Annotated in this window: 25 protein-coding genes and 1 pseudogene; 17 read left to right on the top strand and 9 right to left on the bottom strand. The window is 65.6% G+C overall.

Annotated elements, in window-relative coordinates; translation table 11 throughout:
* Nucleotides 1-87 precede the first annotated feature (87 nt).
* Together E2I15_RS33205 and argJ are read left to right on the top strand one after the other, a co-directional pair.
* Nucleotides 88-1,014, top strand: a complete 927-nt coding sequence (locus E2I15_RS33205) for a peptidylprolyl isomerase (RefSeq protein WP_137482817.1) — start codon at nucleotides 88-90, stop codon at nucleotides 1,012-1,014.
* Nucleotides 1,015-1,299: 285 nt separating this feature from the next.
* Nucleotides 1,300-2,541 (top strand): bifunctional glutamate N-acetyltransferase/amino-acid acetyltransferase ArgJ, encoded by a 1,242-nt coding sequence (gene argJ / locus E2I15_RS33200; protein ID WP_137482818.1) that lies wholly within the window; start codon nucleotides 1,300-1,302, stop codon nucleotides 2,539-2,541.
* Between the two features lie 99 nt (nucleotides 2,542-2,640).
* Here the strand turns inward: argJ and E2I15_RS33195 are convergent, their stop codons facing one another.
* Complete coding sequence (locus tag E2I15_RS33195) at nucleotides 2,641-3,969, bottom strand: TadE/TadG family type IV pilus assembly protein (RefSeq protein WP_137482819.1); 1,329 nt, start codon at nucleotides 3,967-3,969, stop codon at nucleotides 2,641-2,643.
* A gap of 171 nt (nucleotides 3,970-4,140) precedes the next feature.
* Here E2I15_RS33195 and E2I15_RS33190 point away from each other — a divergent pair, with 171 nt between their 5' ends.
* Nucleotides 4,141-4,551, top strand: coding sequence for a (deoxy)nucleoside triphosphate pyrophosphohydrolase (locus E2I15_RS33190; RefSeq protein ID WP_016847399.1), 411 nt, complete (start codon nucleotides 4,141-4,143; stop codon nucleotides 4,549-4,551).
* Nucleotides 4,552-5,021: 470 nt separating this feature from the next.
* Here E2I15_RS33190 and E2I15_RS33185 read toward each other — a convergent pair whose 3' ends face one another.
* Nucleotides 5,022-5,864, bottom strand: coding sequence for a methyltransferase domain-containing protein (locus E2I15_RS33185; protein ID WP_137482820.1), 843 nt, complete (start codon nucleotides 5,862-5,864; stop codon nucleotides 5,022-5,024).
* 114 nt (nucleotides 5,865-5,978) lie between these two features.
* Here E2I15_RS33185 and E2I15_RS33180 point away from each other — a divergent pair, with 114 nt between their 5' ends.
* From E2I15_RS33180 to E2I15_RS33155, 6 genes are all read left to right on the top strand, one after another.
* The gene (locus E2I15_RS33180; protein ID WP_137482821.1) at nucleotides 5,979-6,569 is read left to right on the top strand and encodes a macro domain-containing protein; all 591 of its coding nucleotides are present in this window, start codon (nucleotides 5,979-5,981) and stop codon (nucleotides 6,567-6,569) included.
* 55 nt (nucleotides 6,570-6,624) lie between these two features.
* Nucleotides 6,625-7,434, top strand: a complete 810-nt coding sequence (locus E2I15_RS33175; protein WP_137482822.1) for a ComF family protein — start codon at nucleotides 6,625-6,627, stop codon at nucleotides 7,432-7,434.
* Nucleotides 7,435-7,463: 29 nt separating this feature from the next.
* Nucleotides 7,464-7,736: a glutaredoxin 3 gene (grxC, locus tag E2I15_RS33170; protein ID WP_137482823.1), complete on the top strand. Its 273-nt coding sequence runs from the start codon at nucleotides 7,464-7,466 to the stop codon at nucleotides 7,734-7,736.
* Entirely contained in the window at nucleotides 7,736-8,611 is an 876-nt protein-coding gene (locus E2I15_RS33165; RefSeq protein WP_137482824.1) for a carbon-nitrogen hydrolase family protein, read from the top strand. The genes grxC and E2I15_RS33165 overlap by 1 nt, the downstream gene beginning before the upstream one ends.
* Nucleotides 8,608-9,078: a DUF1178 family protein gene (locus tag E2I15_RS33160; RefSeq protein ID WP_016847390.1), complete on the top strand. Its 471-nt coding sequence runs from the start codon at nucleotides 8,608-8,610 to the stop codon at nucleotides 9,076-9,078. Before E2I15_RS33165 ends, E2I15_RS33160 begins: the two co-directional genes overlap by 4 nt.
* Nucleotides 9,079-9,191: 113 nt before the next feature.
* Nucleotides 9,192-9,632, top strand: coding sequence for an EamA family transporter (locus tag E2I15_RS33155; RefSeq protein WP_069279773.1), 441 nt, complete (start codon nucleotides 9,192-9,194; stop codon nucleotides 9,630-9,632).
* Nucleotides 9,633-9,692: 60 nt separating this feature from the next.
* Here the strand turns inward: E2I15_RS33155 and E2I15_RS33150 are convergent, their stop codons facing one another.
* From E2I15_RS33150 to E2I15_RS33135, 4 genes and pseudogenes are all read right to left on the bottom strand, one after another.
* Nucleotides 9,693-10,592, bottom strand: coding sequence for an EamA family transporter (locus tag E2I15_RS33150; RefSeq protein ID WP_137482825.1), 900 nt, complete (start codon nucleotides 10,590-10,592; stop codon nucleotides 9,693-9,695).
* 169 nt (nucleotides 10,593-10,761) lie between these two features.
* Nucleotides 10,762-11,042, bottom strand: a pseudogene (locus E2I15_RS33145) (GIY-YIG nuclease family protein).
* 98 nt (nucleotides 11,043-11,140) lie between these two features.
* Nucleotides 11,141-11,911: a bifunctional 2-polyprenyl-6-hydroxyphenol methylase/3-demethylubiquinol 3-O-methyltransferase UbiG gene (gene ubiG, locus E2I15_RS33140; protein WP_137482826.1), complete on the bottom strand. Its 771-nt coding sequence runs from the start codon at nucleotides 11,909-11,911 to the stop codon at nucleotides 11,141-11,143.
* Between the two features lie 14 nt (nucleotides 11,912-11,925).
* Nucleotides 11,926-12,393, bottom strand: a complete 468-nt coding sequence (locus E2I15_RS33135; RefSeq protein WP_137482827.1) for a PH domain-containing protein — start codon at nucleotides 12,391-12,393, stop codon at nucleotides 11,926-11,928.
* A 210-nt stretch (nucleotides 12,394-12,603) separates the two neighbouring features.
* On the opposite strand from E2I15_RS33135, the gene E2I15_RS33130 reads away from it, so the two are divergent.
* From E2I15_RS33130 to prfA, 3 genes are all read left to right on the top strand, one after another.
* Nucleotides 12,604-13,860: an aspartate kinase gene (locus E2I15_RS33130; RefSeq protein ID WP_137482828.1), complete on the top strand. Its 1,257-nt coding sequence runs from the start codon at nucleotides 12,604-12,606 to the stop codon at nucleotides 13,858-13,860.
* 436 nt (nucleotides 13,861-14,296) lie between these two features.
* Nucleotides 14,297-16,564, top strand: coding sequence for a phosphoenolpyruvate--protein phosphotransferase (gene ptsP / locus E2I15_RS33125; protein ID WP_137482829.1), 2,268 nt, complete (start codon nucleotides 14,297-14,299; stop codon nucleotides 16,562-16,564).
* Between the two features lie 57 nt (nucleotides 16,565-16,621).
* Nucleotides 16,622-17,701, top strand: coding sequence for a peptide chain release factor 1 (gene prfA, locus E2I15_RS33120; protein ID WP_137482830.1), 1,080 nt, complete (start codon nucleotides 16,622-16,624; stop codon nucleotides 17,699-17,701).
* A gap of 34 nt (nucleotides 17,702-17,735) precedes the next feature.
* On the opposite strand, the gene E2I15_RS33115 is transcribed toward prfA, so the two are convergent.
* Both E2I15_RS33115 and E2I15_RS33110 read right to left on the bottom strand, forming a co-directional pair.
* The gene (locus tag E2I15_RS33115; RefSeq protein ID WP_137482831.1) at nucleotides 17,736-18,206 is read right to left on the bottom strand and encodes a MarR family winged helix-turn-helix transcriptional regulator; all 471 of its coding nucleotides are present in this window, start codon (nucleotides 18,204-18,206) and stop codon (nucleotides 17,736-17,738) included.
* Between the two features lie 142 nt (nucleotides 18,207-18,348).
* Nucleotides 18,349-18,810 (bottom strand): hypothetical protein, encoded by a 462-nt coding sequence (locus E2I15_RS33110; RefSeq protein WP_246668347.1) that lies wholly within the window; start codon nucleotides 18,808-18,810, stop codon nucleotides 18,349-18,351.
* A 293-nt stretch (nucleotides 18,811-19,103) separates the two neighbouring features.
* Between E2I15_RS33110 and E2I15_RS33105 the strand changes: the two genes are divergently transcribed.
* From E2I15_RS33105 to E2I15_RS33090, 4 genes are all read left to right on the top strand, one after another.
* A complete protein-coding gene (locus E2I15_RS33105; RefSeq protein ID WP_137482833.1) occupies nucleotides 19,104-20,459 on the top strand; it encodes a substrate-binding protein in 1,356 nt (451 codons plus the stop codon).
* A 115-nt stretch (nucleotides 20,460-20,574) separates the two neighbouring features.
* Complete coding sequence (locus E2I15_RS33100; protein ID WP_016843310.1) at nucleotides 20,575-21,450, top strand: branched-chain amino acid ABC transporter permease; 876 nt, start codon at nucleotides 20,575-20,577, stop codon at nucleotides 21,448-21,450.
* A 14-nt stretch (nucleotides 21,451-21,464) separates the two neighbouring features.
* Nucleotides 21,465-23,318, top strand: coding sequence for a branched-chain amino acid ABC transporter ATP-binding protein/permease (locus E2I15_RS33095; protein WP_137482834.1), 1,854 nt, complete (start codon nucleotides 21,465-21,467; stop codon nucleotides 23,316-23,318).
* Nucleotides 23,315-24,013 carry an ABC transporter ATP-binding protein gene (locus E2I15_RS33090; protein WP_038387064.1) on the top strand — a complete coding sequence of 233 codons (699 nt, stop codon included), beginning with the start codon at nucleotides 23,315-23,317 and terminating at the stop codon, nucleotides 24,011-24,013. Before E2I15_RS33095 ends, E2I15_RS33090 begins: the two co-directional genes overlap by 4 nt.
* An 86-nt stretch (nucleotides 24,014-24,099) precedes the next feature.
* On the opposite strand, the gene E2I15_RS33085 is transcribed toward E2I15_RS33090, so the two are convergent.
* On the bottom strand, nucleotides 24,100-24,525 hold the full coding sequence (locus E2I15_RS33085; protein ID WP_137482835.1) for an HIT domain-containing protein: 426 nt from the start codon (nucleotides 24,523-24,525) through the stop codon (nucleotides 24,100-24,102).
* A 106-nt stretch (nucleotides 24,526-24,631) separates the two neighbouring features.
* On the opposite strand from E2I15_RS33085, the gene prmC reads away from it, so the two are divergent.
* Nucleotides 24,632-25,519, top strand: a complete 888-nt coding sequence (gene prmC / locus E2I15_RS33080) for a peptide chain release factor N(5)-glutamine methyltransferase (protein WP_137482836.1) — start codon at nucleotides 24,632-24,634, stop codon at nucleotides 25,517-25,519.
* Nucleotides 25,520-25,705: the final 186 nt, after the last annotated feature.

The raw sequence follows: 25,705 nt of genomic DNA, 5'->3' as shown, positions 1-25,705 counted from the left end.
TGACAAGACTTTCGCGTTGCCAATGTAACACGATTGGGCGAGTGTCCGCCCCGCTCGAGCTTCCCCCCTTTGAGACAAGGATTTTGCATGACCACCTCGCCCCCGGAAACCAAAACCGGCCTGCGCCTCGGCCTCGCCACCCTGGCCGCGACGGGCTGTCTTGTCGCAGTGCTGGCTGCCGGGCTTCCGGTCCGGGCCGCGGAATCCGACCCGGTGCTGGCGAAGGTCAACGGTTCGGAGATCCACGCCAGCGACGTGGCGCTCGCCGAGGAGGAACTCGGCCCGAGCCTGCAGCAGATGGACCCCTCGACCCGCAAGGACAACGTGCTGTCCTTCCTGATCGACATGAAGATCGTGTCCAAGGCCGCCGAGGACAAGAAGATCGAGAACAATGACGACTTCAAGAAGCGGCTCGCCTTCACCCGCAACCGCCTGTTGATGGACAGCCTGCTTGCCAGCGAGGGCAAGGCCGCGACCACCGACGACGCCATGAAGAAGGTCTATGACGAGGCCGCCAAGCAGATCACCGGCGAGCAGGAGGTGCGCGCCCGCCATATCCTGGTCGAGACCGAGGACGAGGCCAAGGCGATCAAGGCCGAGCTCGAGAAGGGCGCCGACTTCGGCGAGCTCGCCAAGAAGAAGTCCAAGGACCCCGGCGCCTCCGACGGCGGCGACCTCGGCTTCTTCACCAAGGAGCAGATGGTGCCGGAATTCTCCGCGGTCGCCTTCTCGCTCGAGCCGGGCAAGATCTCCGATCCGGTGAAGTCGCAGTTCGGCTGGCACATCATCAAGGTCGAGGAAAAGCGCAACCGCAAGGCGCCCGACTTCGAGCAGGTGAAGGCCCAGATCGAGACCTACGTGACCCGCAAGGCCCAGGCCGACTACGTCGCCAAGCTGCGCGAGGCCGCCAAGGTCGAGCGCATGGACAAGCCGGCCGACGCCGCCGCGCCTACGGATGCCGCCAAGGACGCGCCGAAGCCGGCCGACAACAAGATGGCGCCGGCGAAGAAGTAAGCTTCGCGAAACAGATGCAGTTGCGATGGCCGGGCATGTCCCGGCCATTTGCGTTTTTGCGGCGCCTTCCATTGATTGCGTCGTCCCGGCGGAAGGCCGGGACCCATACGCCGCGGCGGAGTTCTTGTCGTGGCAGCAGTTTCTTGAACAATTCATGACGGTGGTCATGGGTCCCGGCCTTCGCCGGGAGGACGACGCCGTTACGCGTTCGCATCGCAGCCCTCTCCCGCTTCTCACGACGAGATGTTATGGAGCGCTTCCCTCCCCGTAGCCGGAAGGTTGCCGATGTCCACCGCCGTCTCTCCCCTCGCCCCATCAGACGTTCCCGAGATGCCCGTGATCGCGGGTGTGCGGCTTGCGACCGCTGCCGCCGGCATCCGCTACAAGGGGCGCACCGACGTGCTGCTCGCGCTGCTCGACAAGGGCACCACGGTGGCCGGCGTCTTCACCAAGTCGAAGTGCCCGTCGGCGCCGGTCGAATGGTGCCGCGCCAAGCTGAAGGGCGGCGCTGCGCGCGCGCTGGTGGTCAATTCCGGCAATGCCAATGCCTTCACCGGCAAGACCGGCAAGGCGTCCACCGCACTGACCGCGCAGATCGCGGCGAAGGCGGTCGGCTGTTCGACGTCGGACGTGTTCCTCGCCTCCACCGGCGTGATCGGCGAGCCGCTCGACGCCACCAAGTTCGACGGCGTGCTGGCGCAGCTCGCGGAGACCGCGACCCCCGATCGCTGGATGGACGCGGCGAAGGCGATCATGACCACCGACACTTTCCCGAAAATCGCCACCGCGACCGTGAAGCTCGGCAAGGCCAAGGTGACGATCAACGGCATGGCCAAGGGCGCGGGCATGATCATGCCCGACATGGCGACCATGCTGTCGTTCATCTTCACCGACGCGCCGCTCTCGGCATCGGTGCTGCAATCCCTGCTCAAGGCCGGCGTCGAGGACACATTCAATGCGCTGACCATCGACGGCGACACCTCGACCTCGGACACGCTGCTGGCATTCGCGACCGGCGCCGCTGCCGCCCATGGCGCGCCGAAGATCTCGCGCGCCAGCGACCCGCGGCTGAAGGCCTTCACCAAGGCATTCCAGCAGATCCTCGCTGATCTGTCCGAGCAGGTCGCGCGCGACGGCGAAGGCGCCCGCAAGCTGGTCGAGGTCGTGGTCGAGGGCGCCACCACCAAACCGTCGGCGCGCAGAATCGCGATGTCGATCGCCAATTCGCCGCTGGTGAAGACCGCGATCGCCGGCGAGGACGCCAATTGGGGCCGCGTGGTGATGGCGGTCGGCAAGGCCGGCGAGCCCGCCAACCGCGACAAGCTCTCGATCTCCTTCAACGGCATCCGCGTCGCCAAGAGCGGCGCGCGCGACCCGTCCTACAACGAGAAAGAGGTGTCGGAGGCAATGAAGGCGCCGAAGATCCAGATCAAGGTCGCGCTCGGCCTCGGCAAAGCCAAAGACCGCGTGCTGACCTGCGACCTCACCAAGGAATACGTCGCGATCAACGGCGATTACCGGTCGTAATTGCTTCCGTCATTCCGGGATGGTCCGAAGGACCAGACCCGGAACCTCGAGATTCGGGGTTCGATGCTGGCGCATCGCCCCGGAATGACGCCTACGGCGTCAGCTCGAGATCCGCGCGTCGGCGACGGCCTTCTTGAACAGCGCATTCATCGCGTCCGCGATGCCCTGCGTCGGGCTGACCTCGAAATAGAAGCCCGGCGAGGCGCAGGCCTGCATGTTCTGCGCGATCTGGCTGTTCGGCGACGGGCCGAACGGGCCCTGGTTGAACGGATCGATCCAGGTCATGTACCAGCTGTTGGTCGGCAGCTGCAGGTAAGTCGTGTAGAGCACCGCGATCTTGATGCCGCGATTCTTGATGGCGGTGCACAGCGCCGGATTGATCGGCGACTGGCAGCGATTGCCGCCGCTGATCGGCTTCAGGCAGCTTGAATTCGGCTCGTCGGCCACGCCGTCGGAAACGAAGAACAGATATTTCATCGGCGCCGCCGCCGTGCCCGGGCCCGGCGCGCTGATCGCGTTGCTGATGGCCGGAAGCACCGTCGAGAACTGGCTGTCCTTGTCGGCGGTGTAGGCATCGTTGTTGCCGTAGACGCCCATCAGGTCGATGTTGCCGGCCGCGGTCTTGGCGCTCGACAGGCTGGTCGACAGCGAGAACAGCGCGCGCAGGCCGATCGTCTTCGACGAGGCGCCGAAATCGTAGATCGCCATCCGGTACTGGCTGGCATAGGTCGCGGTGTTCGCGGCCGTGTCCATCAACTGCTGGGTCGCGCTGCGCAGCACGTCGATCCGCGTCGTGACGCCGAGCGTCTTGGCGAGATTGTAATAGTTGTTGGCGTCGTTGTAGTCGTGACAGGCGAAGGCGCACTTGTCGGACGTGTTGTTGACCATCTTGGTCACGTCGGCGGGCGTCGCCGCGACGCCCATCGACGGCGAGTTGTCGAGCAGGAGATAGAAGTCGATATAGAGCGGCATGTTCGCGGTCGAGGTCGACGCGCCGGTCACCGTCATCTTGCTTTGCCCGATCACGCCGAGAAACATGGTCGGGACATCGGCGGTGAACTTGACCGTCGAGGTGATGACGCCGCCGGTCTTGGTCATGGTCGGCGTCACGCTGGTCAGCGTGAAGCCGTTCTGGTTGAAGATGTTGCCGTTGAAGATCTTGGTCGCGTCGGCTTCGCCAACCGATATCTCGCCGTCCGAGGTCATGGCGCCGGCAGCAATGAAGCCGGGCGATGCCTTGGCGATCGATCCGACGCTCGCGGCGTCGGCGGCCGATATCAGCTTGCTGCGGATCTGGTTGGCGCGGGAATAGTCGACCGCGCATCCGACCGCGACGACGAGCGGCAGCACAGCGAGGCCAAAGGTCATCGCGATGTTGCCGGAGCGATCGCGGCGGAAACGGCTGATGGTTCGGATCAAGGTGCTCATGGGTTATGTCGGCAAAGAATATGGGCAGATAAATGAGAACCTTCACCTTGCCGGATACGAATTAAGGCCGGCTTATCGCAATCGCGGAAAGCCGCGCGGGCATAAATCGTTTGGCTGGCGGCGCGTTGCTGGTTAATGAAAGCTTGCAGACCGGAAGGAATCCCCCGCCGCATGGCTGACATCAAACTGACCCTCGTCGTCGCCTGCGCGCTGGTCGATGCCGACAAGCGCGTGCTGCTGGCGCAGCGCCCAGAAGGCAAGGCGCTGGCCGGCCTGTGGGAATTCCCCGGCGGCAAGATCGAGCCCGGCGAGCGGCCGGAGCAGACCCTGATCCGCGAGCTGCACGAGGAGATCGGCATCACCGTGAGCGAGCCGTGCCTCGCGCCGCTGACCTTCGCCAGCCATGCCTACGAGACCTTCCATCTGCTGATGCCGCTCTACATCTGCCGGCGCTGGGAAGGCGTCGCGGTGGCGCGCGAGGGCCAGAACCTCGCCTGGGTCCGCGCAAGCAAGCTGCGCGACTACCCGATGCCGCCCGCGGACATCCCGCTGCTGCCGCATCTGATCGATCTGTTGTTGTGATCCTCGTAGCCTCTCCCGCGTGCGAGGGAGGCGCGGCTATCCAAAATATCGAAAACAACCCCATGCAAAGGAGCCGGCGGTGGCCGGCGTTCGACCAGGCGACTTGACACGTCGGGCAACTCACCGGCACAATTCCATTATTCCGAAATCGCGCAAGCAACCCTCGCCCCTTTGTGGGGAGAGCGTCGGCCGCCCTCGGCGGCAGTCTCTAAGAGATGCCGAAGCAAAAGATTTCGCTGGCGCACATGAGCGAGCGACCGTGAGGGACGCACAATGGACGGGCTCCCTCCCCCCTTGCGGGGGAGGGCTGGGGAGAGGGGCGCCACACGGCGCGCTCGCTCGGCATGCATCTCGAAGATGTAGAATTGCGAAAGTGATGATCACACTAATATCTCGCCCGGGGCTACCCCTCTCCCCGACCCTCCCCCGCAAGGGGGGAGGGAGCCTGAGCAGCGTGCCCACCTCACACTTCAGCGCTTCACAGCCTTCACCGCCGCTTCCAGACTCGCCTTCGCCGAGCCGGGCCGCAGCGGCTTCGGCTGGCTTTCATGCGGCGCCCAGCCGGAGAGCCAGACGATGTCGAAGGTGGCGCGGATGCGGCCGTCGGCATCGGCGAAGCGTTCGCCGTAGATCTGCGCCATCCGCAGCATGGTGGCGCGGCGGGTCGGGATGCGGCGGCGCTCGCGCAGCACATTGGTGGCGCCCATGCGTCTGAGATCGGCCATCAGCGCGAACGCGCTGGCATAGCGCACCACGACGCGGTCGACGTCGGTGACCGGCAGCGCGAAGCCCGCCCGCTGCAACAGCGCGCCGATGTCGCGCAGATCGGCGAACGGCGCGACGCGCGGCGACACCCCGCCCTCGCATTCGGCCTCCGCCGCGGCAAAGCTCTGCCGCAGCTCGGTCAGCGTGTCGCCGCCGAGCATCGCAGCGAGCAGCAGCCCGTCCGGCTTCAGCGCCCGGCGGATCTGCGCCAGCACGCCCGGCAGATCATTGACGAACTGGAAGGCGAGCGCGGAGACCACGAGGTCGCGCGATTCCGGCGGCAGACCGAGCGACTCCGCTGCGCTGAAACCAACCGCATCGACCGCTGCGACACGCCCGCGCAGAGCGTCGGCGAGCCCGTCCCCCGGCGTCCAGAGGTCGGCCGCCGCGGAAAAGCTGCGCGACACCGCCTGCAAGCGGTCTGCCATGTCTTCCATCGCGCGCTCGAGCAGGAACGTCGCCGCCCCCGCTGCCTGCGCACGCACCAGCCGCGCGCCGAGCAAGGCGCGATCGAACAGGACGGGAGCGGTGGTCGGGGTCGATGCCATCCGCGCTGGTTACGCCGGACCGCCGCCGCAGGCAATGCGTTGCTTGAGACGAACCAAGCGAGCCGCTAGCCTGATGGTTGCCGCCATATTCACCAAGATTGTGGGGAATTTCCCATGCTTGCGATTCACCTTCGGGATATCAACGCCGGCGTAATCGGGGCGTGGCAGCTTGCCTTCGCCGACCTGCCCGACGTGCACGTATCTCGCGGCGACATTTTCGAACACAAAGCCGACGCCATTGTCAGCCCAGCGAACAGCTTTGGCTTTATGGACGGCGGAATCGACCTTCTTTACTCGAAATTCTTCGGCTGGACGCTTCAGACCGACCTGCAGGCCGCGATCGCAGAGCATCACCATGGCGAGCTGCCGGTCGGGCAAGCCGCCATCGTCGCGACCGGTCACGACTTCATTCCGTTCCTGGTCAGCGCACCCACCATGCGGGTCCCATCGGACATCAGCGCGACCGTCAATGTGTATCTTGCGTTCCGGGCTGCGCTGATTGCCGTCCTGGCCCATAATGTCCGCACAAAGGCGCCCATTCGGACCTTGCTTGCTCCAGGACTGGGCACCGGAATTGGCGCCGTTGCACCTGAGGCCGCAGCACGCCAAATGCGGCTCGCCTACGACGCGATTGTTGGCGGCCGGGGCGTCGAGAAGCGTGGCGCGCGGGCAATCTTGCGCGAACACCATGAAATGCTCTCCTAACCGTCAATACCTTAGCGCCTTGAGCCTGTACGGCTCAAACGCTAGCCTCACGCCCATGGACGCCGAGGCATCACCGACACGCTCCATTACCGGACACATTCAGCGCGCGCTTGGTGCGGTCGGGGGCGCGTGGCTGCGCACGGCGCGGCTGGCGCTCGATATCGCGCTGCCGACGCTATGCGTTTCGTGCCGCGAGCCGGTCGATGGCGAGGGGGTGTGCGCGGCCTGCTGGGCCAGATTGTCGTTCATCGCGCCGCCGTTTTGCCCGCGGCTCGGCATTCCCTTTGTCTACGATCCGGGGCCCGAGCTGCTGTCGATGGAGGCGATCGCCAATCCGCCCGCCTACCAGCGCGCCCGCGCCGCGGTGCGCTATGACGATGTCGCGCGCACGCTGGTGCACGCATTGAAATACCAGGATCGCACCGATCTGGCGCCGACAATGGGTCGCTGGATGGCGCGGGCGGGGAAGGAATTGCTCCGCGACGCCGATCTGCTGGTTCCGGTTCCTCTGCACTGGCGGCGCGGCTGGAGCCGGCGCTACAACCAGTCCGGGGCGCTCGCCAAGGTGATCGCGCGCCAGAGCGGCGTCAAAATGGCTGCCGAAGCGCTGCGGCGCATCCGCGCCACCGAGCAGCAGATCGGGTTGTCACGCAAGGACCGCGCCAGCAATGTCCAGGGTGCATTCGGGGTCGCCGATGAACGCAAGGCTGACGTCCAGGGACGCCGTGTCATCCTGATCGACGACGTCCTGACCTCGGGTGCGACAGTGGATGCCTGTGCGCGGGCGCTGCTCCGCGCCAAAGCCGCGCAGGTCGACGTGCTGGTGTTTGCCCGGGTTGTCGATACCCACCGCGCTCCCATATAATCTGTCATTCAGGTTCAACCGAGCGCACCATGACCGCTGCCATTGAAATCTACACCCGCCCGGGCTGCGGTTATTGCACCGCGGCCAAATCGCTTTTGACGCGCAAGAACGCCGTGTTCACCGAATTGAACGTCGCCAGCAACCCGGCTTATCGCGACGAGATGTACGGCCGCGCCGGTGCCGGCTCGACCTTCCCGCAGATCTTCATCGGCAAGACCCATGTCGGCGGTTGCGACGAGCTCTACGCGCTCGACCGCGAGGGCAAGCTCGACGGCCTGCTCAGCAACGGAGGCGGCGCCTGATGACGGAGAACATTTTCACCGCCGCCATGGTGCAGATGCGCACCGGGCTCTTGCCGGAGCCGAGCCTCGAGCAGGGCACGCGGCTGATCCGCGAGGCCGCGGCGCAAGGTGCCAAATACGTGCTGACCCCCGAGGTCAGCAACATGATGCAGCTGAACCGCAAGGCGCTGTTCGAGCACCTGGCGAGCGAAGAGGACGATACGTCGCTCAAGGCGTATCGCGCGCTGGCCGCCGAATTGAAGATCCATCTGCATATCGGCTCGCTGACGCTGCGCTACTCGCCGGAGAAGGCGGTCAACCGGTCGTTCCTGATCGGGCCCGAGGGCAATCTGCTCGCGAGCTACGACAAGATCCATATGTTCGATATCGATCTGCCGGGCGGCGAAAGCTATCGCGAATCGGCCAATTACCAGCCCGGCGAGACCGCCGTGATCTCCGACCTGCCGTGGGGCCGGATCGGACTGACGATCTGCTACGACGTGCGCTTCCCGGCACTGTATCGTGCGCTGGCCGAAGCCGGCGCGTCGTTCCTCACCGTGCCGTCCGCCTTCACCCGCAAGACCGGCGAGGCGCATTGGCACACGCTGCTGCGCGCCCGCGCCATCGAGACCGGCTGCTTCGTGTTCGCAGCGGCGCAGGCCGGCCTGCATGAGAACAAGCGCGAGACCTTCGGCCATTCGCTGATCATCGACCCCTGGGGCGAGATCCTCGCCGAGGGCGGCGTCGAGCCGGGCGTGTTCCTGGCCGAGATCGATCCGGCCAAGGTCGAGACCGCGCGCAAGACCATTCCCTCGCTGCAGCATGGCAGGCGTTTCGGCATCGCCGACCCCAAGGCCGGCCCGGAACATCTGCACCTCGTCCGGGGTTCGGCATGATCCGCTACACGCTGCGCTGCGAGCGCGGCCACCAGTTCGAGAGCTGGTTCCAGAGCTCCTCGGCCTATGAATCGCAGGAGCGACGCCACCTGATCGATTGCCCGTCCTGCGGCTCAAGCAAGATCGAGCGCGCGATCATGGCGCCGCAGGTCGTCAGCAAGAAGGGCCGCGAACCGGCCCGGCCGGCGCCGGCCGCGCCCGTCGAAGCGGCTGGCAATGAATCGACGTCGCTGATGATGGCGCAGGAGCGCGAGCTGCGCAGCAAGCTCAAGGAGCTGCGCGACCATATCGTGAAGAACGCCGACAATGTCGGCGACCGCTTCCCGAACGAAGCGCGCAAGATGCATTACGGCGATATCGAGCACCGGCCGATCTATGGCGAAGCCTCGCCCGAAGAGGCCCGGGCGCTGATCGACGAGGGCGTCGAGGTCTCGCCGCTGCCGACGCTGCCGGAAGACCGGAATTGATTCACTCCGTCATTCCGGGGCCTGCGGAGCAGGAACCCGGAATCTCGCGCGACAACCTCTGGATTCCGGGTTCGGTGCTGCGCACCGCCCCGAAATGACGGCCACGAGGAAGCATGACCCCCGACTCATTTTCCTCCTGGCAGGTCTGGGCGTTTCTTTCCGCCGTCTTCGCCGCGCTGACCGCGATCTTCGCCAAGGTCGGTGTCGAGGGCATCAACTCCGATCTCGCCACCCTGATCCGCACTGTGATCGTCTTGATCACGCTGTCGGCCATCCTGTTCGCGACCGGGCAGTTCACCCAGTCCGGCCCGATCTCGACGAAGAGCTGGCTGTTCCTGCTGCTGTCCGGGCTCGGCACCGGCGCGTCGTGGATCTGCTATTTCCGCGCGCTCAAGCTTGGACCGGCCACACTCGTCGCGCCGATCGACAAGCTCAGCGTGGTGCTGGTCGCGCTGTTCGGCGCCACCTTCCTCGGCGAACGCCCCTCGGCCTATGGCTGGATCGGGATCGCGCTGATCTCCGCGGGCGCGGTGCTGATCGCGGTCAAAGGCTGATCGCGTTTTCGACCGAAGTGGCCACCGGTTCGCGTGAAGAAAACGCACCAAGCGAGAGTTCTACGCCGCGATCAACAAGGCGACGCCGATCACGATCAGCACGATGCCGAACACCTCGCGCAGCGAGAACGGCTGCTTGAGCGAGAAATACGCCACGCCCTGCGCGAACAGCACCTCGATCAGCGCCAGCGTGCGCACATTGGCGGCGGCGGTGAGCGCGAATGCCAGGAACCAGAATTGCGATGAGAACGCGCCCATGAAGCCCGCGAACATCGAGGGCCGCCACAGCTTGAGGATCGACCTCAGCACGTCGGGTGCGCGCAGCAACAGATAGACCGACAGAATCAGCGTCTGCACGAGGAGGCTCCACATCAGCGTGTAGGAGGCCGCCGTGACAAACGAGACCGAGGGCACCGCGATGATCGCGCCGCGAAAGCTTACCGCCGAGATCGCGAACACCGCGGCGGCGCCGAGGCCGAGCACGGTCGGGCGCAGGTCGGCAAAGCTCTTTTGCCCGCCGGGCCGTAGCGCGGTGACGACGACGCCGATGGTCGCGATCACGATTGCGATCACCTTGGTCGTCGTGAGATGGTCGCCGAGGAAGATGAAGCCGAAGATCGCGGTCTGGATCGCCTCGGTCTTCATGTAGGCCGTGGTCACCACGAAGGAGCGGTCGTTCATCGCCAGCAGCATGAAGCCGGTGCCGACGATCTGGCTGAGCGCGCCGGTCACCAGCCACGGCCAGAACGCGGCCGCCGGCCACGGCACGCGATCGCCGGTCAGCAGCACCGCCAGCGCGAAGAACACCACCGAGAACGGCAGGCCAAACAGGAAGCGGATATTGGTCGCGCCCCAGGTGCCGAGCGGTCCGGTCAGATGCCGCTGCATCGCATTGCGCGCCACCTGTCCGAACGCGGCAACGACGGTGAAGGGAATCCAGAGCGAGGCGATCGTGAACATGGGGAATAAGGAAAGCATGCCGGCGGGGGGACACGCACAGGGTGCCGATTGCCGCTGACGCGGTCAACCGAATGGGCGCATGACTGGGCTGCGCGGCGCCCACAAACTCGATGTCGTCCCTGCGAAAGCAGGGACCCATAACCACAGGAAGCAGTTCGTGGCACACCGGTCAGACAAGCAGATCGCTGAGGTCCCGCCACTCGGGATTGTCGCGCTCGATCAGTTCGATCTTCCAGTCACGCTTCCATTTCTTGAGCTGCTTCTCGCGCGTGATGGCCTCATCCGAGAGTTGGTAGGACCGACATGCACGAGGCGATACACACCGTATCTTTTGACAAACGACGAGCCTTTGCCGTTGCGATGCTGCTCAAGCCTCGTCTGAACGGAATTCGTTACGCCGATATACAGCGTGCCATGGCGTCGGCTGGCGAGGATGTAGACATAATACATGCTGGGAACGCGGACCTCGCCCGATTGTCCGGGCCGGTGGTTATTGATCCCTGCTTTCGCAGGGACGACAGCGGTTATGTGGATGCCTCGGTCCCTTTTCACACCTCTTCCGCCACCACCATGTAGTTCACGTCCATGTCGGTCGACACGGTCCATTTGTCGGCGAGCGGGTTGTAGACCACGCCGGCCTGCTCGGTGACGGTGAGGTTGACGTCGCCGAGGTAGCGCTCGAGCTCGGCGGGGGTGACGAACTTGCTCCACTCATGGGTGCCGCGCGGCAGCCAGCGCAGCACGTATTCCGCGCCGACGATCGCCAGCGCGAAGCTCTTCCAGTTGCGGTTCAGGGTCGAGACCACCATCAGCCCGCCGGGCTTGAGCATGACCGCGCAGCGCTTGATGAAGGCGCCGACGTCGTTGACGTGCTCGACCACCTCCATCGCCAGCACGATGTCGAAGCGCTCGCGGGCGTCCATCTCCTCCACCGTGGTGCAGCGGTAGTCGATCGACAGATGGCTCTTGTCGGCGTGCAGCTTCGCGGCAGCAATGTTGGTGGCGGACGGATCGATCCCGATCACCTGGGCCCCTAACCGCGTGAACGGCTCGCAGAGCAGGCCGGCGCCGCAGCCGATGTCGAGCAGGCGCAGACCGGACAGGCAGCTGAGGCTCTTGGCGTTACGCTCGAACTTGCGGCAGGCCGCGTCGCGGATATAGGTCAGGCGCAGCGGGTTGATCTTGTGCAACGGCGCCATCTTGCCGCGCGGATCCCACCATTCATCGGACAGTTTCGAGAATTTCGCGACCTCGGCCGGATCGACCGAACTGGCGGAGGCATTGGCGGAGGAACTGGAAACCGTTGATTGCGTAGCCATGATTGCGCACGCCCCTATCGCGCGGTGATCGAATTGCGGAACGAGAGCGGCGCGGCGATGGTCTTGATGGTCTCGATGCCCTCGCCGACGCCGCGGATGGTGACGTCGCCATAATTGAGCAGGCGTCCCATGATGCTCTGGTTGACGTCGACGCTCTCGACCTTGTCGAGGCTCATCTCGAAGGTGCGCCGCTTGATGAAGCCGCTCTTGTGCACCACGCGGAAATTGGTGACGTCGGTTTCGGTGGTCCAGCGGTGGAACCAGGCCGCGGCGGTCCAGTACAGCGCCGCGACCGCGACCACGGCGGCGGCGGCCAGGCAGGCCATCACGAGGCCGTCAACGGTCGTCATCCGCGACAGGATCAAGAGCGCCAGCACCAAGATCCAGGCCCCGATCGCCGGCAAATAGAACATCCAGTGCGCATTGGTGGAATACAGCACCTTCTCGCCAGGCTGCAGGATCTCGTCGATATAACGTCCCATCCAATCTGCCTTCGAGTTGCCCTCGTGTTACCCGTGCGCCACAACCCGCCCGCAACCGGTCAAAACACCCCCAAAAGACCCTCGAGGGCCCCCTACCTACCGGCTTGCCCCCGGGCGCGGCGCTATGTATACGCGCGTTTCGGTCCCCGCGCTTGCGGTTTTCGGCGTGGGTTAACCTACTTATCCTCTTAAAGGAATAGACGCGTCGTCATGGGCCGCCTCGTGATGAAATTCGGCGGTACATCCGTCGCCAATATCGATCGTATCCGCAACGTCGCGCAGCACGTGAAGCGCGAGGTCGACGCGGGCCACGAGGTCGCCGTCGTCGTCTCCGCGATGTCCGGCAAGACCAATGAGCTGGTGGCCTGGTGCACCGACGCCTCGCCGATGCACGACGCGCGCGAATATGACGCGGTGGTCGCCTCCGGCGAACAAGTCACCTCGGGCCTGCTCGCGATCGTGCTGCAGGGCATCGGCATCCAGGCGCGCTCCTGGCAGGGCTGGCAGATCCCGATCAAGACCTCGGACGCGCACGCTTCGGCGCGCATCCTCGATATCGACGGCACCGAGATCATCACCCGCTTCAAGGAGCGCAAGGAAGTCGCCGTGATCGCCGGCTTCCAGGGCATCAATCCCGACACCGGCCGCATCACCACGCTCGGCCGCGGCGGCTCGGACACCTCGGCGGTTGCGATCGCGGCTGCGCTGAAAGCCGACCGTTGCGACATCTACACCGACGTCGACGGCGTCTACACCACCGATCCCCGCGTGGTGCCGAAGGCGCGCCGGCTCAACAAGATCGCCTTCGAGGACATGCTGGAACTGGCCTCGCAGGGCGCCAAGGTGCTGCAGGTTCGCTCGGTGGAACTCGGCATGGTGCACAACATGCCGATCTTCGTGCGCTCCAGCTTCGACAAGCCAGAGGATATCGACCCGCACGCCAACCAGCCGCCGGGCACGCTGATCTGCAGCGAGGAGGAAATCATGGAAATGCACGTCGTCACCGGCATCGCCTTCTCCAAGGACGAAGCCCAGATTTCCGTGCGCCAGATCGAGGACAAGCCCGGCGTCGCCGCCGCGATCTTCGGGCCGCTCGCGGATGCCAATATCAATGTCGACATGATCGTGCAGAACGTGTCCGAGGACGGCAAGACCACCGACCTCACCTTCACCGTTCCGGCCGGTGATTATAACCGCGCCAAGGACACGATTACCGCCGCCAAGGCCAAGATCGGCTACGCCAGGCTCGATACCGCGACCGACGTCGCCAAGGTCTCGGTGATCGGCAGCGGCATGCGCAGCCATGCTGGCGTCGCGGCGAAGGCGTTCAAGGCGCTGGCCGACCGCAACATCAACATCCGCGCCATCACCACCTCCGAGATCAAGTTCTCGGTCCTGATCGACGCCGCCTACACCGAGCTCGCGGTCCGCACGCTGCACACGCTGTACGGCCTCGACCAGGCGTAGGTCCTGCATTTCACCTCTCCCGGAGAGAGAGGTCGGATTCGAGCGCAGCGAGAAATCCGGGTGAGGGGCTTCCGGTCCATCGAGAGACCTGATCCCCTCACCCGGCGCTTCGCGCCGACCTTTCCCTCCGGGAGAGGTAAGAAGCCGCCCTGCTGCTCCCGCCCCGGAGTTAGAATTTCTCTTAGCGGGCGCAGCATTGGGCTGACGCAGACGTTATTTGCTACTGGCAGGCGTTTTGCTTGGCAAAGCAAGCCTCGATTGGCTATACGGCCAGTCAGGTAGGCTGTCGCAAACTGTGGCACAGTTTCGGTGATCGCGAATCGGCGGGAACTGGCGAGCGGCGACACCGAATGACTAAAATTGTTGTTTTTGACGAGTTTTGCGCCAGCGGCCGGCCGCACCGGTGTGCTGGCTTCGTGGGGAGGGACTGAAACACATGCGGAGCGCGTCGGGAGGCCCCCGCATCCTGTTGAGACGGCTTCGCGAGACCATGGCGGAGCAAGTCTCCGCCCAGGAGCGGCTCGACAAGATCGTGGTGCTGATCGCGGCCAACATGGTGGCCGAGGTCTGCTCCTGCTACGTGCTGCGCATCGACAACACCCTCGAGCTCTACGCCACCGAAGGTCTGAACCGCGACGCCGTCCACCGCACCGTGATGAGCGCGCATGAGGGCCTGGTCGGCCTCGTCGCCAGCGAGGCGACACCGCTCAATCTGTCCGACGCGCAAAGCCATCCGGCCTTCGCCTATCGCCCGGAGACCGGCGAAGAGGCCTACCACTCGTTCCTCGGCGTGCCGATCCTGCGCGCCGGCAACACGCTCGGCGTGCTCGTGGTGCAGAACCGCGCCAAGCGCACCTATGTCGAGGAAGAGGTCGAGGCGCTGCAGACCACCGCCATGGTGCTGGCGGAGATGATCGCCTCCGGCGAGCTTGCCGCGCTGGCGCAGCCCGGCGCCGAGCCCGCCGCGCGGCACTCGCTGCACAAGACCGGCGCGGTGCTCTCCGACGGCATCGCGCTCGGCCATGTCGTGCTGCACGAGCCGCGCGTCGTCATCACCAACTACATCGCCGAGGATCTGCCGAAGGAGATCAAGCGGCTCGACACCGCGCTCGCCAATTTGCGCGCCGATCTCGATCGCATGCTGGAGCGCGGCGATGTCGCCGACGGGGGCGAGCACCGCGAGGTGCTGGAAGCCTACCGCATGTTCGCCAACGACCAGGGCTGGTCGCACAAGCTGCATGAGGCGGTCGCCACCGGCCTCACCGCGGAAGCCGCCGTCGAGCGCGTGCAGTCCGACACCCGCGCGCGCATGCTGCGCTCGACCGATCCCTATCTGCGCGACCGCCTGCACGACCTCGAGGATCTCGGCCATCGCCTGATGCGGCAGCTGGTCGGCCAGGACCATGCGCCGTCGCGCGAGCAGCTGCCCGACAATGCCATCCTGATCGCCCGTGCGATGGGCCCGGCGGCACTGCTCGATTATGACCGCAAGCGGCTGCGCGGCCTGGTGCTGGAGGAAGGCACCGCGAATTCCCACGTCTCGATCGTGGCGCGCGCACTCGGCATTCCCGCGGTCGGCGAGGTGCCGAACGCGCCCGGCATCGCCGATCCGGGCGATGCCATCATCGTCGACGGCATTTCCGGCGAGATCTATGTCCGCCCCTCCGCCGAGATCGAATCCGCCTATGCCGAGCGCGTCCGGTTCCGGGCGCGCCGGCAGGCGCAATATTCGGCGCTGCGCGACAAGGCCTGCGTGACCAAGGACGGCCAGCCGATCGAGCTTTTGATCAATGCCGGCCTGACCATCGACCTGCCGCATATCGACGACACCGGCAGTGCCGGCATCGGCCTGTTCCGCACCGAATTGCAGTTCATGGTGAGCCCGAACCTGCCGCGCTCGAGCGACCAGCTCGCGCTCTACCGCACCGTGCTCGATGCCGCGGGCTCCAAGCCCGTCACCTTCCGCACGCTCGACATCGGCGGCGACAAGGCGCTGCCCTATATGGAGACCGTGATCGAGGAAAATCCCGCGCTCGGCTGGCGCGCGATCCGGCTCGGTCTCGACCGCCCCGGCCTTTTGCGCGGCCAGATCCGCGCGCTGCTGCGCGCCGGCGGCGGTCGCGCGCTGAAGATCATGTTCCCGATGATCTCCGACATCGCGGAGTTCGACCAGGCCAAGGCGATCGTCGAGCGCGAGCTGACCTATCTGCGCCAGCACGGCCATTCGCTGCCCGAGCGGATCGATATCGGCACCATGGTCGAGGTGCCGGCGCTGCTCTACCAGCTCGACGAGCTGCTGAAGAAGGTCGACTTCGTCTCGGTCGGCTCCAACGACCTGTTCCAGTTCCTGTTTGCGGTCGACCGCGGCAATGCCAAGGTCTCCGAACGCTTCGACATTTTGTCGGCGCCGATCCTGCGCGCGCTGCGCGACATCGTGCGCAAGGCCAAGGCGGCGAAGAAGGCCGCCTCGCTGTGCGGCGAGATGGCGTCGAAGCCGATCGGCGCGCTGGCGCTGATCGCAATCGGCTACCGTTCGCTTTCATTGTCGGCAACCGCGCACGGGCCGGTCAAGGCGATGATCCTCGACCTCGACGCCAAGAAGGCCGAGGCGATGATCAATCCGCTGCTGGACGCGCCGGTCGGCAGCGTCTCGATCCGCGCGGCGCTGACGAAGTTTGCGGAAACCGAGGGGCTGGCCTTGTAGCGACGCTGCCGTCGCCGCTGCCGCCCTTCCGTACCTTCCGCAATTCGAGATACCGCCATGCTACCCGAAGCCAAACTCGACGTCCTGCTCGCCCATCACGCCTCGCTCGAGGCCGAGCTGCTCGGCGAGGTCAAGTCCGAGCGTTATGTTGCGATCACGCGCGAGCTCGCAGAGCTCAACCCGCTGATCGACGCGGTGAAGGCCTATCGTTCCGCGCGTAGCGAGCTCGCCGACACCGAGGCGATGCTGGCGGATGCCGGGACCGACGCCGAAATGCGCAGCATGGCGGAAGCCGAACTGGAAACGCTGCAGGCGCGGCTCGGCGAGCTCGAGCAGCAGATCCGGATCGCGCTGCTGCCAAAGGACGCGATGGACGACCGCAACGTGATGCTGGAAATCCGCGCCGGCACCGGCGGCGACGAGGCCTCGCTGTTCGCCGGCGACCTGTTCCGGATGTATGAGCGCTTCGCGTCCTTGCAGGGCTGGAAGGTCGAGGTGATCTCGGCGAGCGAAGGCACCGTCGGCGGCTACAAGGAAATCATCGCCGAGGTGCAGGGCCGCGGCGCGTTCGCCAAGCTGAAATTCGAATCCGGCGTGCACCGCGTGCAGCGCGTGCCCAACACCGAGACGCAGGGCCGCATCCACACCTCGGCCGCTACCGTCGCGGTGCTGCCCGAGGTGGAGGACGTCGACGTCGATATCAAGGACACCGACTTGCGGATCGAGACCATGCGCGCCGGCGGCGCCGGCGGCCAGCACGTCAACAAGACCGAATCGGCGATCCGCATCACCCATCTGCCGACCGGCATCGTGGTGATGATGCAGGACAGCCGCTCGCAGCACAAGAACCGGGCGTCGGCGATGAACATCCTGCGCTCGCGCATCTACGACGCCGAGCGCCAGCGCGTCGAGGCGGCGCGCTCCGCCGACCGCAAGGAGAAGGTCGGCTCCGGCGACCGCTCCGAGCGCATCCGCACCTATAATTTCCCGCAAGGGAGAGTCACCGATCACCGCATCAACCTGACGCTCTACAAGCTGCCGCAGGTGATCGCGGGCGAAGCGCTCGGCGAATTGATCGACGCGCTGACCACCGAGCACCAGGCGGCACAGCTCGCCGCGCAGGGCGCCGCGGCCTGACGCGCGCCGCCGCTTGCGCCGGCGGATGCTGCGCTCAGTCCTCTCCGGAAGACGGCGAGGACTTCAGCAAGCGGCGCAAGGCCGGGCTCGCGACGCGGCGCAGCTCCTCGATGTTCTTCTTCGAGACCGCCTGGAGCTTCTGCTCGCCCTTTGCCGTCAGCTTGAGCTGAACCCGCCGCGCGTCGTCGGGATCGGCAAGGCGGCTGACCAGCCCGAGCTTTGCCATGCGGTTCATCAGCTCGACGGCGGAGTGATGCCGTATCAGCAGAAACCGGGCGATGTCGCCGACGGTCGGCGGCCCGGGGTCGACGAAACCCTTGATGCCGAGCAGCGCCTGGTGCTGCCGCGGCGTCATTCCGGCCTTCCGGGCGCCCTCCTCGCTGAATGCGAGAAACCTCCGCAACTCGTAGCGAAACTGCGCCAGCGCCCGGTAGTCCACCGCCGCGGCCGCCGCCTTGCGTTTGGGCGCGCCGGCCGGCGCTCGTCGTTGCTTTGGTTGCGGCATTCGATCGTCCTGCTGCAGGCTCGCTCCGCCGGACGGCAGACGCTGTGCAACGCTATCAAGCCAACGCCGGACGCACCATACTACCGGCCGTCCTTCCACCCATGTTTTCAACGGTTTGACGGTCGAGCGGAGGCGCGCAAGCTCAGGGCTGCGGCCAGTGATCGTAGGTCGAGCTCAATATCTTCAGCAGCACGATCTGGAAGGCGACCGGAATCCGCGGGCTCCTGCGGCGAATGGATTTCTCCAGCGCCTCGGTGATCTCGCTCTTGGTGAGATGCCCGGCCGAGGCGCGCGCGACCAGATCGCCCCAGACCTCCGACAACGACTTGCCGGTGTGATGTGGAGACGGGATCGTTATTCCGCGCGCTTCGGCCCAAGCGATGATCTCGCGCATGGTTTGCCGTCCGCAATTTCGCGCGGTCGCGAGATGGCGCGCGGTGAGCAGGCGCAGCAGATCGTCCGGCGGCGTCCAGCCCACCTTCGGCGGCACTTCGTCGAGCAGCTCGACCGCCAGTTCCTTCAGGACGTTGACCGCGCGGATGCTCAGGCTGCCCGATTGCTCGGCGCCACCGTGCTCGGTCACGGCGTGACCGTGCTCGGTCACTGCGTGCTCTCCGGCATTTCCGGTGCGACTTGAAGGCTCCTGGATCATCGCCCCCTCACTTACAGGACCCGCACCCGGTCGGTAAACCCTTCGATACATCGTCGAACGATATTAATTCTATCGTAGGCCGATACGATTCGACGAAAGGTGACATTGACTAAATATGCCGGTGGGGAATTGTAGCTGTGACAGGCTGCTCGATTGCAGCCGGCGCGTCGTGCCGCCGATCGATCCGATCCGGCGACGAGTGAACATGCGCGCCAACAATCAATATAATTGGAGGATACTGAGCGATGAGCACCAAGGATTTTCGGCCGGGCAGCGCCCTCAACGTTTCGCGCCGCACTTTGCTGCAAGCCGGCGCGGGCCTGATCGGCGGCACCGCGCTGCCGGCCTCGATCGCATCGCGGGCATTCGCCGAGGACCATCCGGCGATCGGAACCTTTCCCGCGGGCACGTCGGGCTCTTCGGCGTTCATCGGCATCTCGGTGCCGCGCACCGGCACCTACGCGGTGCAGGGCGAGGATGAGCTCAAGGGCTATCAGCTCGCGATCGAGCACATCAACAGCGGCCACGAGCTGATCAAGAAGATCTCGCCGAAGACCAGCAAGGGCGTGCTGGGCAAGGAGCTGAGGTTCGGCGTCGCGGATTCTGCGGCGAAGCCGAACGAGGCCGTGCAGGCGCAGCAGCGCTTCATCTCCGAGAACAAGGCGGTGATGATCACCGGCGGCACGTCGAGCGCGGTCGCGGTGGCGCTGAACAAGCTGGCGCAGCGCGAGAAGGTGATCTTCGTCTGCGGCATTTCCGGCTCCAACGACACCACCGGCAAGGATTGCGTGCGCTATGGCTTCCGCCAGAACTTCTTCGGCCAGACCGCCGCGGCGGCGATCGCGCCGGTGCTGATCAAGCAGTTCGGCAAGAACAAGAAGGCCGCCTACCTGACGCCCGACTACACCTACGGCCACACCGTCACCAAGTCGATGCAGGACTACCTCGCAAAGGCGGGCTGGACCACCGTTACCAACCAGGTATCGCCGCTCGGCGCGCCGGACTATTCGTCCTATCTGCTCAACGTCGCGAATTCCGGCGCCGACGTGCTGATCAACGTCAACTGGGGTCATGACGCCGTGCTGTCGACGCAGCAGGCCAAGCAGTTCGGCGTGCTCGACAAGATGAAGCTCGTGGTGCCCTACCAGGTGCCGTTCATCGCCCGCGAGACCGGTGGCCTGATGCAGGGCGTCTACGCCGCGACCGATTATTGGTGGACCATCGAGGACAAGTATCCGCTGGCCAAGATGTTCAACGAGGCCTTCGAGAAGAAGTACGGCTACAAGCCGGAATGGGGCGCCGAGAACGCCTATGTCAGCTTCGCGCACTGGGCCCGCATGGTCGAGGAAGCCGGCAGCTTCTATCCGCCCGACGTCATCAAGGCCTATGAGAAGGGCGAGACGCTGCCCTCGCTGGTCGGCGACGTCCACTATCGCCCCGAGGATCACCAGTGCGTCCGCCCCGTCGTCATCGTCCGCGGCAAGATGGAAAAGGAGATGAAGAACAAGGAGGACTATTACGAGGTGGTCGAGATCGTCCCCGGCGACGGCTTGATGCAGAAGCCGGATGCGTTCGGCTGCCATCTCGGCGACTACACCTGATTAACGTGGGAAGACTCGGCGCCGTGGGCGGGGCGACCCGGCCCGCGGCGCCGCTTTTATCGGAACGCATCCTCCATCGACCGGGCCAGATAAAACGGCTGAGTGAACGCGCGCCATGATCAACTGGCCGAATTTCGTCTCGCAACTTTTCAACGGGTTGGCGCTCGGCGCACTGCTGGCGCTGATCAGCTCCGGACTGACGATCATCTACGGCACGCTCGGGGTGCTCAACCTCGCCCACGGCGCCATGTTCATGATCGGCGGCTACGCCGGATATGTGACCTATTCCTACACCGGCTCGTTCATCCTCGCCGTGATCGCGGGCTCGCTGTTCGTGATGGCGCTTGGCGTCGCGATGGAGCGGATCATCATCCGCCATTTCTACCATCGCCCGCATGAGGACCAGCTGCTGGTCACGTTCGGCCTCGGCATCTGCTTCGTCGAGATCGTGCGGCTGATCTTCACCAGCCAGTCGCAGGTAGTGCCGCCGCCGGCGCTGCTGCAGGGCATCACCTCGCTCGGCTTCCTGTTCTATCCGACCTACCGGCTCGCGGTCGTCGGCATCGTCGCGGTCGCGCTCGGCGCGCTGTTCCTGATCCTGTACCGCACCCGGCTCGGCATGATCGTGCGCGCCGGCATCGAGGATTCGGTGATGGTCGATTCGCTCGGCATCAACGTCTACCGCGTCTTCATGATCGTGTTCGGCATCGGCGCGATGGCCGCGGGCTTCGCCGGCATCATCAACGCGCCGGTGGTGTCGCTGACGCCGGGTGTCGGCGACGACATCCTGGTCGAGACCTTCGTGGTGGTGGTGATCGGCGGCGTCGGTTCGTTTCCCGGCGCCATCCTCGGCGGACTGATCGCCGGCGAGATCATCAGCATCACCTCGATGTTCAACCCCGGTTACGCCTACGTCATGCTGTTCGCGGCGATGACGCTCGTGCTGGTGCTCAGACCGCACGGCCTGCTCGGCACGCAGGGCCGCGAATGACGACGGATATCTAGATGCTCAAACAGCGCCCATACCTGATCGAATTCCTGACCGCCGCCGGCCTGATCGTCGCGCCCTTCGTGCTGCCGTGGCTCGGCTTCGCGCCCAACACGGTGAACCGGATCCTGGTCTGGGGCCTGTTCGGCCTCGGCTTCGACATCCTGTTCGGCTTCACCGGCCTGCTGTCGTTCGGCCAGTCGGCCTTTTACGGCACCGGCGGCTTCGTCGCGGCCTATCTGCTGACGCGTGCCGGCTTTCCCTACGTCGTGTTCGCGCTGGTCATCGGCATGATCGCGGCCGCCGCCACCGGCTATCTGATCGGCCTGATCGCACTGCGCCGCACCGGCATCTATTTCGCGATGATCACGGTGGCGATCGCCGAGGTGTTCTTCTTCGTCGAGTTCAATCCGCTGTCGGACTTCACCGGCGGCGAGAACGGGCTGCCGGGCGTGCCGACCCCGAGCTTCAATCTCGGCTTCACCACGCTGCACTTCACCACCGGCTGGTCGCTCTACCAGTTCCTGGCGCTGTGCTACTTCATCGGCGTCGTGATCGCGCTGCGCATCGTGCGCTCGCCGGTCGGCGCCGTGTTCAGCGCGATCCGCGACAATCCGCTGCGCGCGACCGCGGTCGGCCACAACATCCACGGCTACAAGCTGACCGCCTTCGTGATCGCCGCCGCCTATGCCGGCTTTGCCGGCGGGCTGCTCGGCGTGCTGCAGGCCTTCATGCCGCCCGACGCGTTCACCTTCGATACGTCGGGGCAGCTCGTGATGCAGACCGCGATCGGCGGCCGCGGCACGCTGTTCGGGCCGCTGGTCGGCGCCGCGGTCTGGCTGTCGCTGCAGGACTTCCTGCAGGCGGCGCTCGGGCTCGGCGCTGCCTGGAAGCTCGTGCTCGGCATCGTGTTCGTGCTGCTGGTGTGCTTCCTGCGCCGCGGCATCATCGGCGGCCTCGCCGATCTCACCCGCCTCCTGACCGGACAGCGCGGCGCCAAGGAGCCGGACGAAAGCGCACCCGAGGTCGTCCCCATGGCAAGCGACCGGCACGCCGCAGCGCCCGCGCCGAAGCCGGCGGCGGCTCGCGCCGGCGGCAATCCGTCCGGCCCGATCCTCCAGGCCAAAGGCCTGACCAAGCGCTATGGCGGCCTGCTCGCCAACAGCGACATCGACTTCACCGTCAATCACGGCGAGCTGCGCGGCATCATCGGCCCGAACGGCGCCGGCAAGTCGACCTTCTTCAAGATGCTGACCTGCGAGGTGCACCCGAGCTCGGGCACCATCCTGTTCGAGGGCCGCGACATCACCGGCATGAATGTCACCGATGTCTGTCAGCTCGGCCTGACCAAGAGCTATCAGGTCAACCAGCTGTTCGCCGGGCTGACGGTGCGCGAGAATTTGGTGATCGCGGCGCTGTCGGCGCTGCGCGGCAAGTTCAAGCTCGACCTGTTCCGCAGCATCGACAGCATTCCCGGCCTGTCCGAGCGCGTGCAGCAGACGCTCGAGCTGGTCAATCTGACATCAAGGCCGGATACGCCGGTATCCGAGCTCGCCTATGGCGAGAAGCGGCGGCTGGAGATCGGGCTGGCGCTGGCGACGTCGCCGAGCCTGTTGCTGCTCGACGAGCCGCTCGCCGGCATGAGCCCGCGCGAACGCGTCGAGACCGTCAAGCTATTGAAGTCGATCAGCCAGGGCCGCACCATGATCATCATCGATCACGACATGGATGCGCTGTTCGAGCTCGCCGAGCGCGTCACCGTGCTGCAGGAGGGCCGTGTGCTGGTCGAGGGAACGCCGGAAGAGATCAAGACCAATTCGACCGTCCAGGAGGCCTATCTTGGCGGCGTGCATGGAGTGCTCGCCGCATGAGCCTGCTCGAGGTCAACGGACTGAACAGCTACTACGGCGACTCGCACATCCTGTTCGACGTCTCGATGCGCGTCGAGCGCAACGAGGTGGTGGCGCTGCTCGGACGCAACGGCGCCGGCAAGAGCACGACGCTGAAGAGCCTGATGGGCGTCGTCACCCCGCGCCGCGGCTCGGTGATGTTCGACGGCGTCGAGATCTCCGGCCGGAAGAGCCACAAGATCGCGCAGGCCGGCATGCAGCTGGTCCATGAGGAGCGCCGCATCTTCGGCAGCCTGAGCGTCGAGGAGAACCTCGTGATCGCCGGCCTGACCGCCTCGCAGCGCTGGCCGCTCGACCGCATCTACGAGATGTTTCCGCGGCTCCGAGAGCGGCGGAGCAATCGCGGCACCGACCTGTCGGGCGGCGAGCAGCAGATGCTGGCGATCGCGCGCGCCCTGGTGCGCGATCCCAAGATCATCCTGCTCGACGAGCCGTTCGAGGGACTGGCGCCGGTGATCGTGCGCGACCTGATGAAGGCGTGCCGCGATCTGGCCGAGGCCGGGCAGACCATCGTGCTGGTGGAGCAGAACCTCGCCGCGACGCTCGCGCTGGCGCAGCGCATCTACATCATCAACAACGGGCACATCGTCCACGAAGGTCCCGCGCAGGAGATCAAGGCGCAGCCCGACGTCCTGCAGCGCTATCTCGGGGTGTAACCCGCTGGAGCACGATGAGATTGGGTCTGATCTGGAGCGGCGGCGGACGTTCACCTCTCCCTTGGGAGAGGTGAGCCCGTTCCAGCTCAACCCGCGAGCGCCGCGATCATGCGTTTGGCGTGATCTGCGAGCACGTCCATGTCCGCCTTGACGGTCTGCGCGGGCAGCAGCGCGATTCCGGCCTTCACCGGCATCACATGCATGTGCAGGTGAATCACCACCTGGCCGCTGGCGGGCTCGCTGAACTGCTGGATGATGATGCCGTCGGCGGCGAACGCCTTCATCGCCGCGATGGCGATGCGCTTGGCCGACCGCGCCACCGCGGCAAGGTCGTCATCGGCGATGTCGAGGATGCCGCGCGCGGGCGCCTTCGGAATCACCAGGGTATGGCCCGGGGATCGCGGCATGATGTCGAGAAAGGCAAAGGTCCGGTCGGTCTCGTAGACCTTGAAGCTCGGGACCTCGCCGCGCAGGATCCTGGCGAAGATGTTCTGGTCGTCATAGCCCGTCATGGTCGCGCGTTCCGGATCGATAGTTTCAGATTTCTGACCGTGCGCGCCGGCCGCACGGGGCGCAAGTGATATCGACGCCGCATCGACCATCGGCTAACAACGCGCCATGAGCGAACCCGCAGGACATGGCCAGACGGTCGAGCGTATCAGGCGCAGCCTCGCCGCCCGCCTCAAGGCCGCGGGCCGCGACGCCGCGGAGCTCGATGCACGCCTGCTGGTCGGCGCCGCGCTGGGGCTCGATCTGACCGGCATGGTCGCCGGTGCGAAGCGCGCGCTGACGAGGCACGAGGCTGACCACCTCGAGCGCCTCGCGCAGCGCCGCCTCGCCGGCGAACCGGTCGCGCGCATTCTCGGCGTCAAGGAGTTCTGGGGACTGCCGCTGCACCTGTCCGCCGCGACGCTGGTGCCACGCCCGGACACCGAGACTGTGGTCGAGCGCGCACTCGAACTGCTGCGCGCCGACGGTGCGGCCGAGCGCGCCTTGCGGATCGCCGATCTTGGCACCGGTTCTGGCGCGATCCTGCTGGCGCTGCTCTCGGAACTGCCGAACGCGCATGGCTTCGCCACCGACATCTCGGCGGAGGCGCTGCAGACCGCGAGCCGCAACGCCGCCGAACTCGGACTTAGCCAGCGCACGACATGGATCGAGTGCGACTACGGCAGCGCCCTGGCCGGTGCGTTCGAGCTGATCGTGTCCAACCCGCCCTACATCCCGTCGGCCGACATCGCCGGTCTCGACATCGAGGTGCGCGCGCATGATCCGCGCGCGGCGCTCGACGGCGGTGCCGACGGGCTCGACGCCTACCGCGCGCTGATTTCGCAATCCGCGGGTCTTCTGACCTCAGGAGGATTTCTGGTTGTGGAAGTCGGACAGGGTCAGAGCGGCGACGTTGAAGCGCTGATGACGGCATCCGGATTATCCCCAACGGGGCCGCCCAAGGCCGATCTGGGGGGCATTCCGAGGGCCGTTTCCGCCCGCCGGCTGCCCCGATAAAGTCCTATTGGAACGAAAAAAAACCTCTTGGATTATCCCCCGGGAACGACTACGTTCCGGGCACAACATCGGTGCTGGCCCCGTAATCCGTTACGGGTGATGACCAGGGTTCAGCAGAGCCCGCCGATCGAAAGGTTCCAGGAACGCAGGTCTCATAGAGCGCAATAGCCGAAGCTGTGCTGCTCT

The organism is Bradyrhizobium sp. BR2003 (assembly GCF_009720285.1).
Taxonomy (GTDB): Bacteria; Pseudomonadota; Alphaproteobacteria; order Rhizobiales; family Xanthobacteraceae; genus Bradyrhizobium; species Bradyrhizobium elkanii.
This window is presented reverse-complemented; position numbering and strand designations above follow the sequence as displayed.

Coding starts and splice junctions, on each gene's coding strand:
- ubiG (WP_137482826.1), bottom strand. CDS start 11,911: ATGGCTACGCAATCAACGGTTTCCAGTTCCTCCGCCAATGCCTCCGCC.
- E2I15_RS33130 (WP_137482828.1), top strand. CDS start 12,604: ATGGGCCGCCTCGTGATGAAATTCGGCGGTACATCCGTCGCCAATATC.
- ptsP (WP_137482829.1), top strand. CDS start 14,297: ATGCGGAGCGCGTCGGGAGGCCCCCGCATCCTGTTGAGACGGCTTCGC.
- prfA (WP_137482830.1), top strand. CDS start 16,622: ATGCTACCCGAAGCCAAACTCGACGTCCTGCTCGCCCATCACGCCTCG.
- E2I15_RS33205 (WP_137482817.1), top strand. CDS start 88: ATGACCACCTCGCCCCCGGAAACCAAAACCGGCCTGCGCCTCGGCCTC.
- E2I15_RS33100 (WP_016843310.1), top strand. CDS start 20,575: ATGATCAACTGGCCGAATTTCGTCTCGCAACTTTTCAACGGGTTGGCG.
- E2I15_RS33115 (WP_137482831.1), bottom strand. CDS start 18,206: ATGCCGCAACCAAAGCAACGACGAGCGCCGGCCGGCGCGCCCAAACGC.
- E2I15_RS33160 (WP_016847390.1), top strand. CDS start 8,608: ATGATCCGCTACACGCTGCGCTGCGAGCGCGGCCACCAGTTCGAGAGC.
- E2I15_RS33165 (WP_137482824.1), top strand. CDS start 7,736: ATGACGGAGAACATTTTCACCGCCGCCATGGTGCAGATGCGCACCGGG.
- E2I15_RS33195 (WP_137482819.1), bottom strand. CDS start 3,969: ATGAGCACCTTGATCCGAACCATCAGCCGTTTCCGCCGCGATCGCTCC.
- E2I15_RS33085 (WP_137482835.1), bottom strand. CDS start 24,525: ATGACGGGCTATGACGACCAGAACATCTTCGCCAGGATCCTGCGCGGC.
- E2I15_RS33155 (WP_069279773.1), top strand. CDS start 9,192: ATGACCCCCGACTCATTTTCCTCCTGGCAGGTCTGGGCGTTTCTTTCC.
- E2I15_RS33105 (WP_137482833.1), top strand. CDS start 19,104: ATGAGCACCAAGGATTTTCGGCCGGGCAGCGCCCTCAACGTTTCGCGC.
- E2I15_RS33180 (WP_137482821.1), top strand. CDS start 5,979: ATGCTTGCGATTCACCTTCGGGATATCAACGCCGGCGTAATCGGGGCG.
- E2I15_RS33175 (WP_137482822.1), top strand. CDS start 6,625: ATGGACGCCGAGGCATCACCGACACGCTCCATTACCGGACACATTCAG.
- E2I15_RS33095 (WP_137482834.1), top strand. CDS start 21,465: ATGCTCAAACAGCGCCCATACCTGATCGAATTCCTGACCGCCGCCGGC.
- argJ (WP_137482818.1), top strand. CDS start 1,300: ATGTCCACCGCCGTCTCTCCCCTCGCCCCATCAGACGTTCCCGAGATG.
- grxC (WP_137482823.1), top strand. CDS start 7,464: ATGACCGCTGCCATTGAAATCTACACCCGCCCGGGCTGCGGTTATTGC.
- E2I15_RS33135 (WP_137482827.1), bottom strand. CDS start 12,393: ATGGGACGTTATATCGACGAGATCCTGCAGCCTGGCGAGAAGGTGCTG.
- E2I15_RS33190 (WP_016847399.1), top strand. CDS start 4,141: ATGGCTGACATCAAACTGACCCTCGTCGTCGCCTGCGCGCTGGTCGAT.
- prmC (WP_137482836.1), top strand. CDS start 24,632: ATGAGCGAACCCGCAGGACATGGCCAGACGGTCGAGCGTATCAGGCGC.
- E2I15_RS33090 (WP_038387064.1), top strand. CDS start 23,315: ATGAGCCTGCTCGAGGTCAACGGACTGAACAGCTACTACGGCGACTCG.
- E2I15_RS33150 (WP_137482825.1), bottom strand. CDS start 10,592: ATGTTCACGATCGCCTCGCTCTGGATTCCCTTCACCGTCGTTGCCGCG.
- E2I15_RS33185 (WP_137482820.1), bottom strand. CDS start 5,864: ATGGCATCGACCCCGACCACCGCTCCCGTCCTGTTCGATCGCGCCTTG.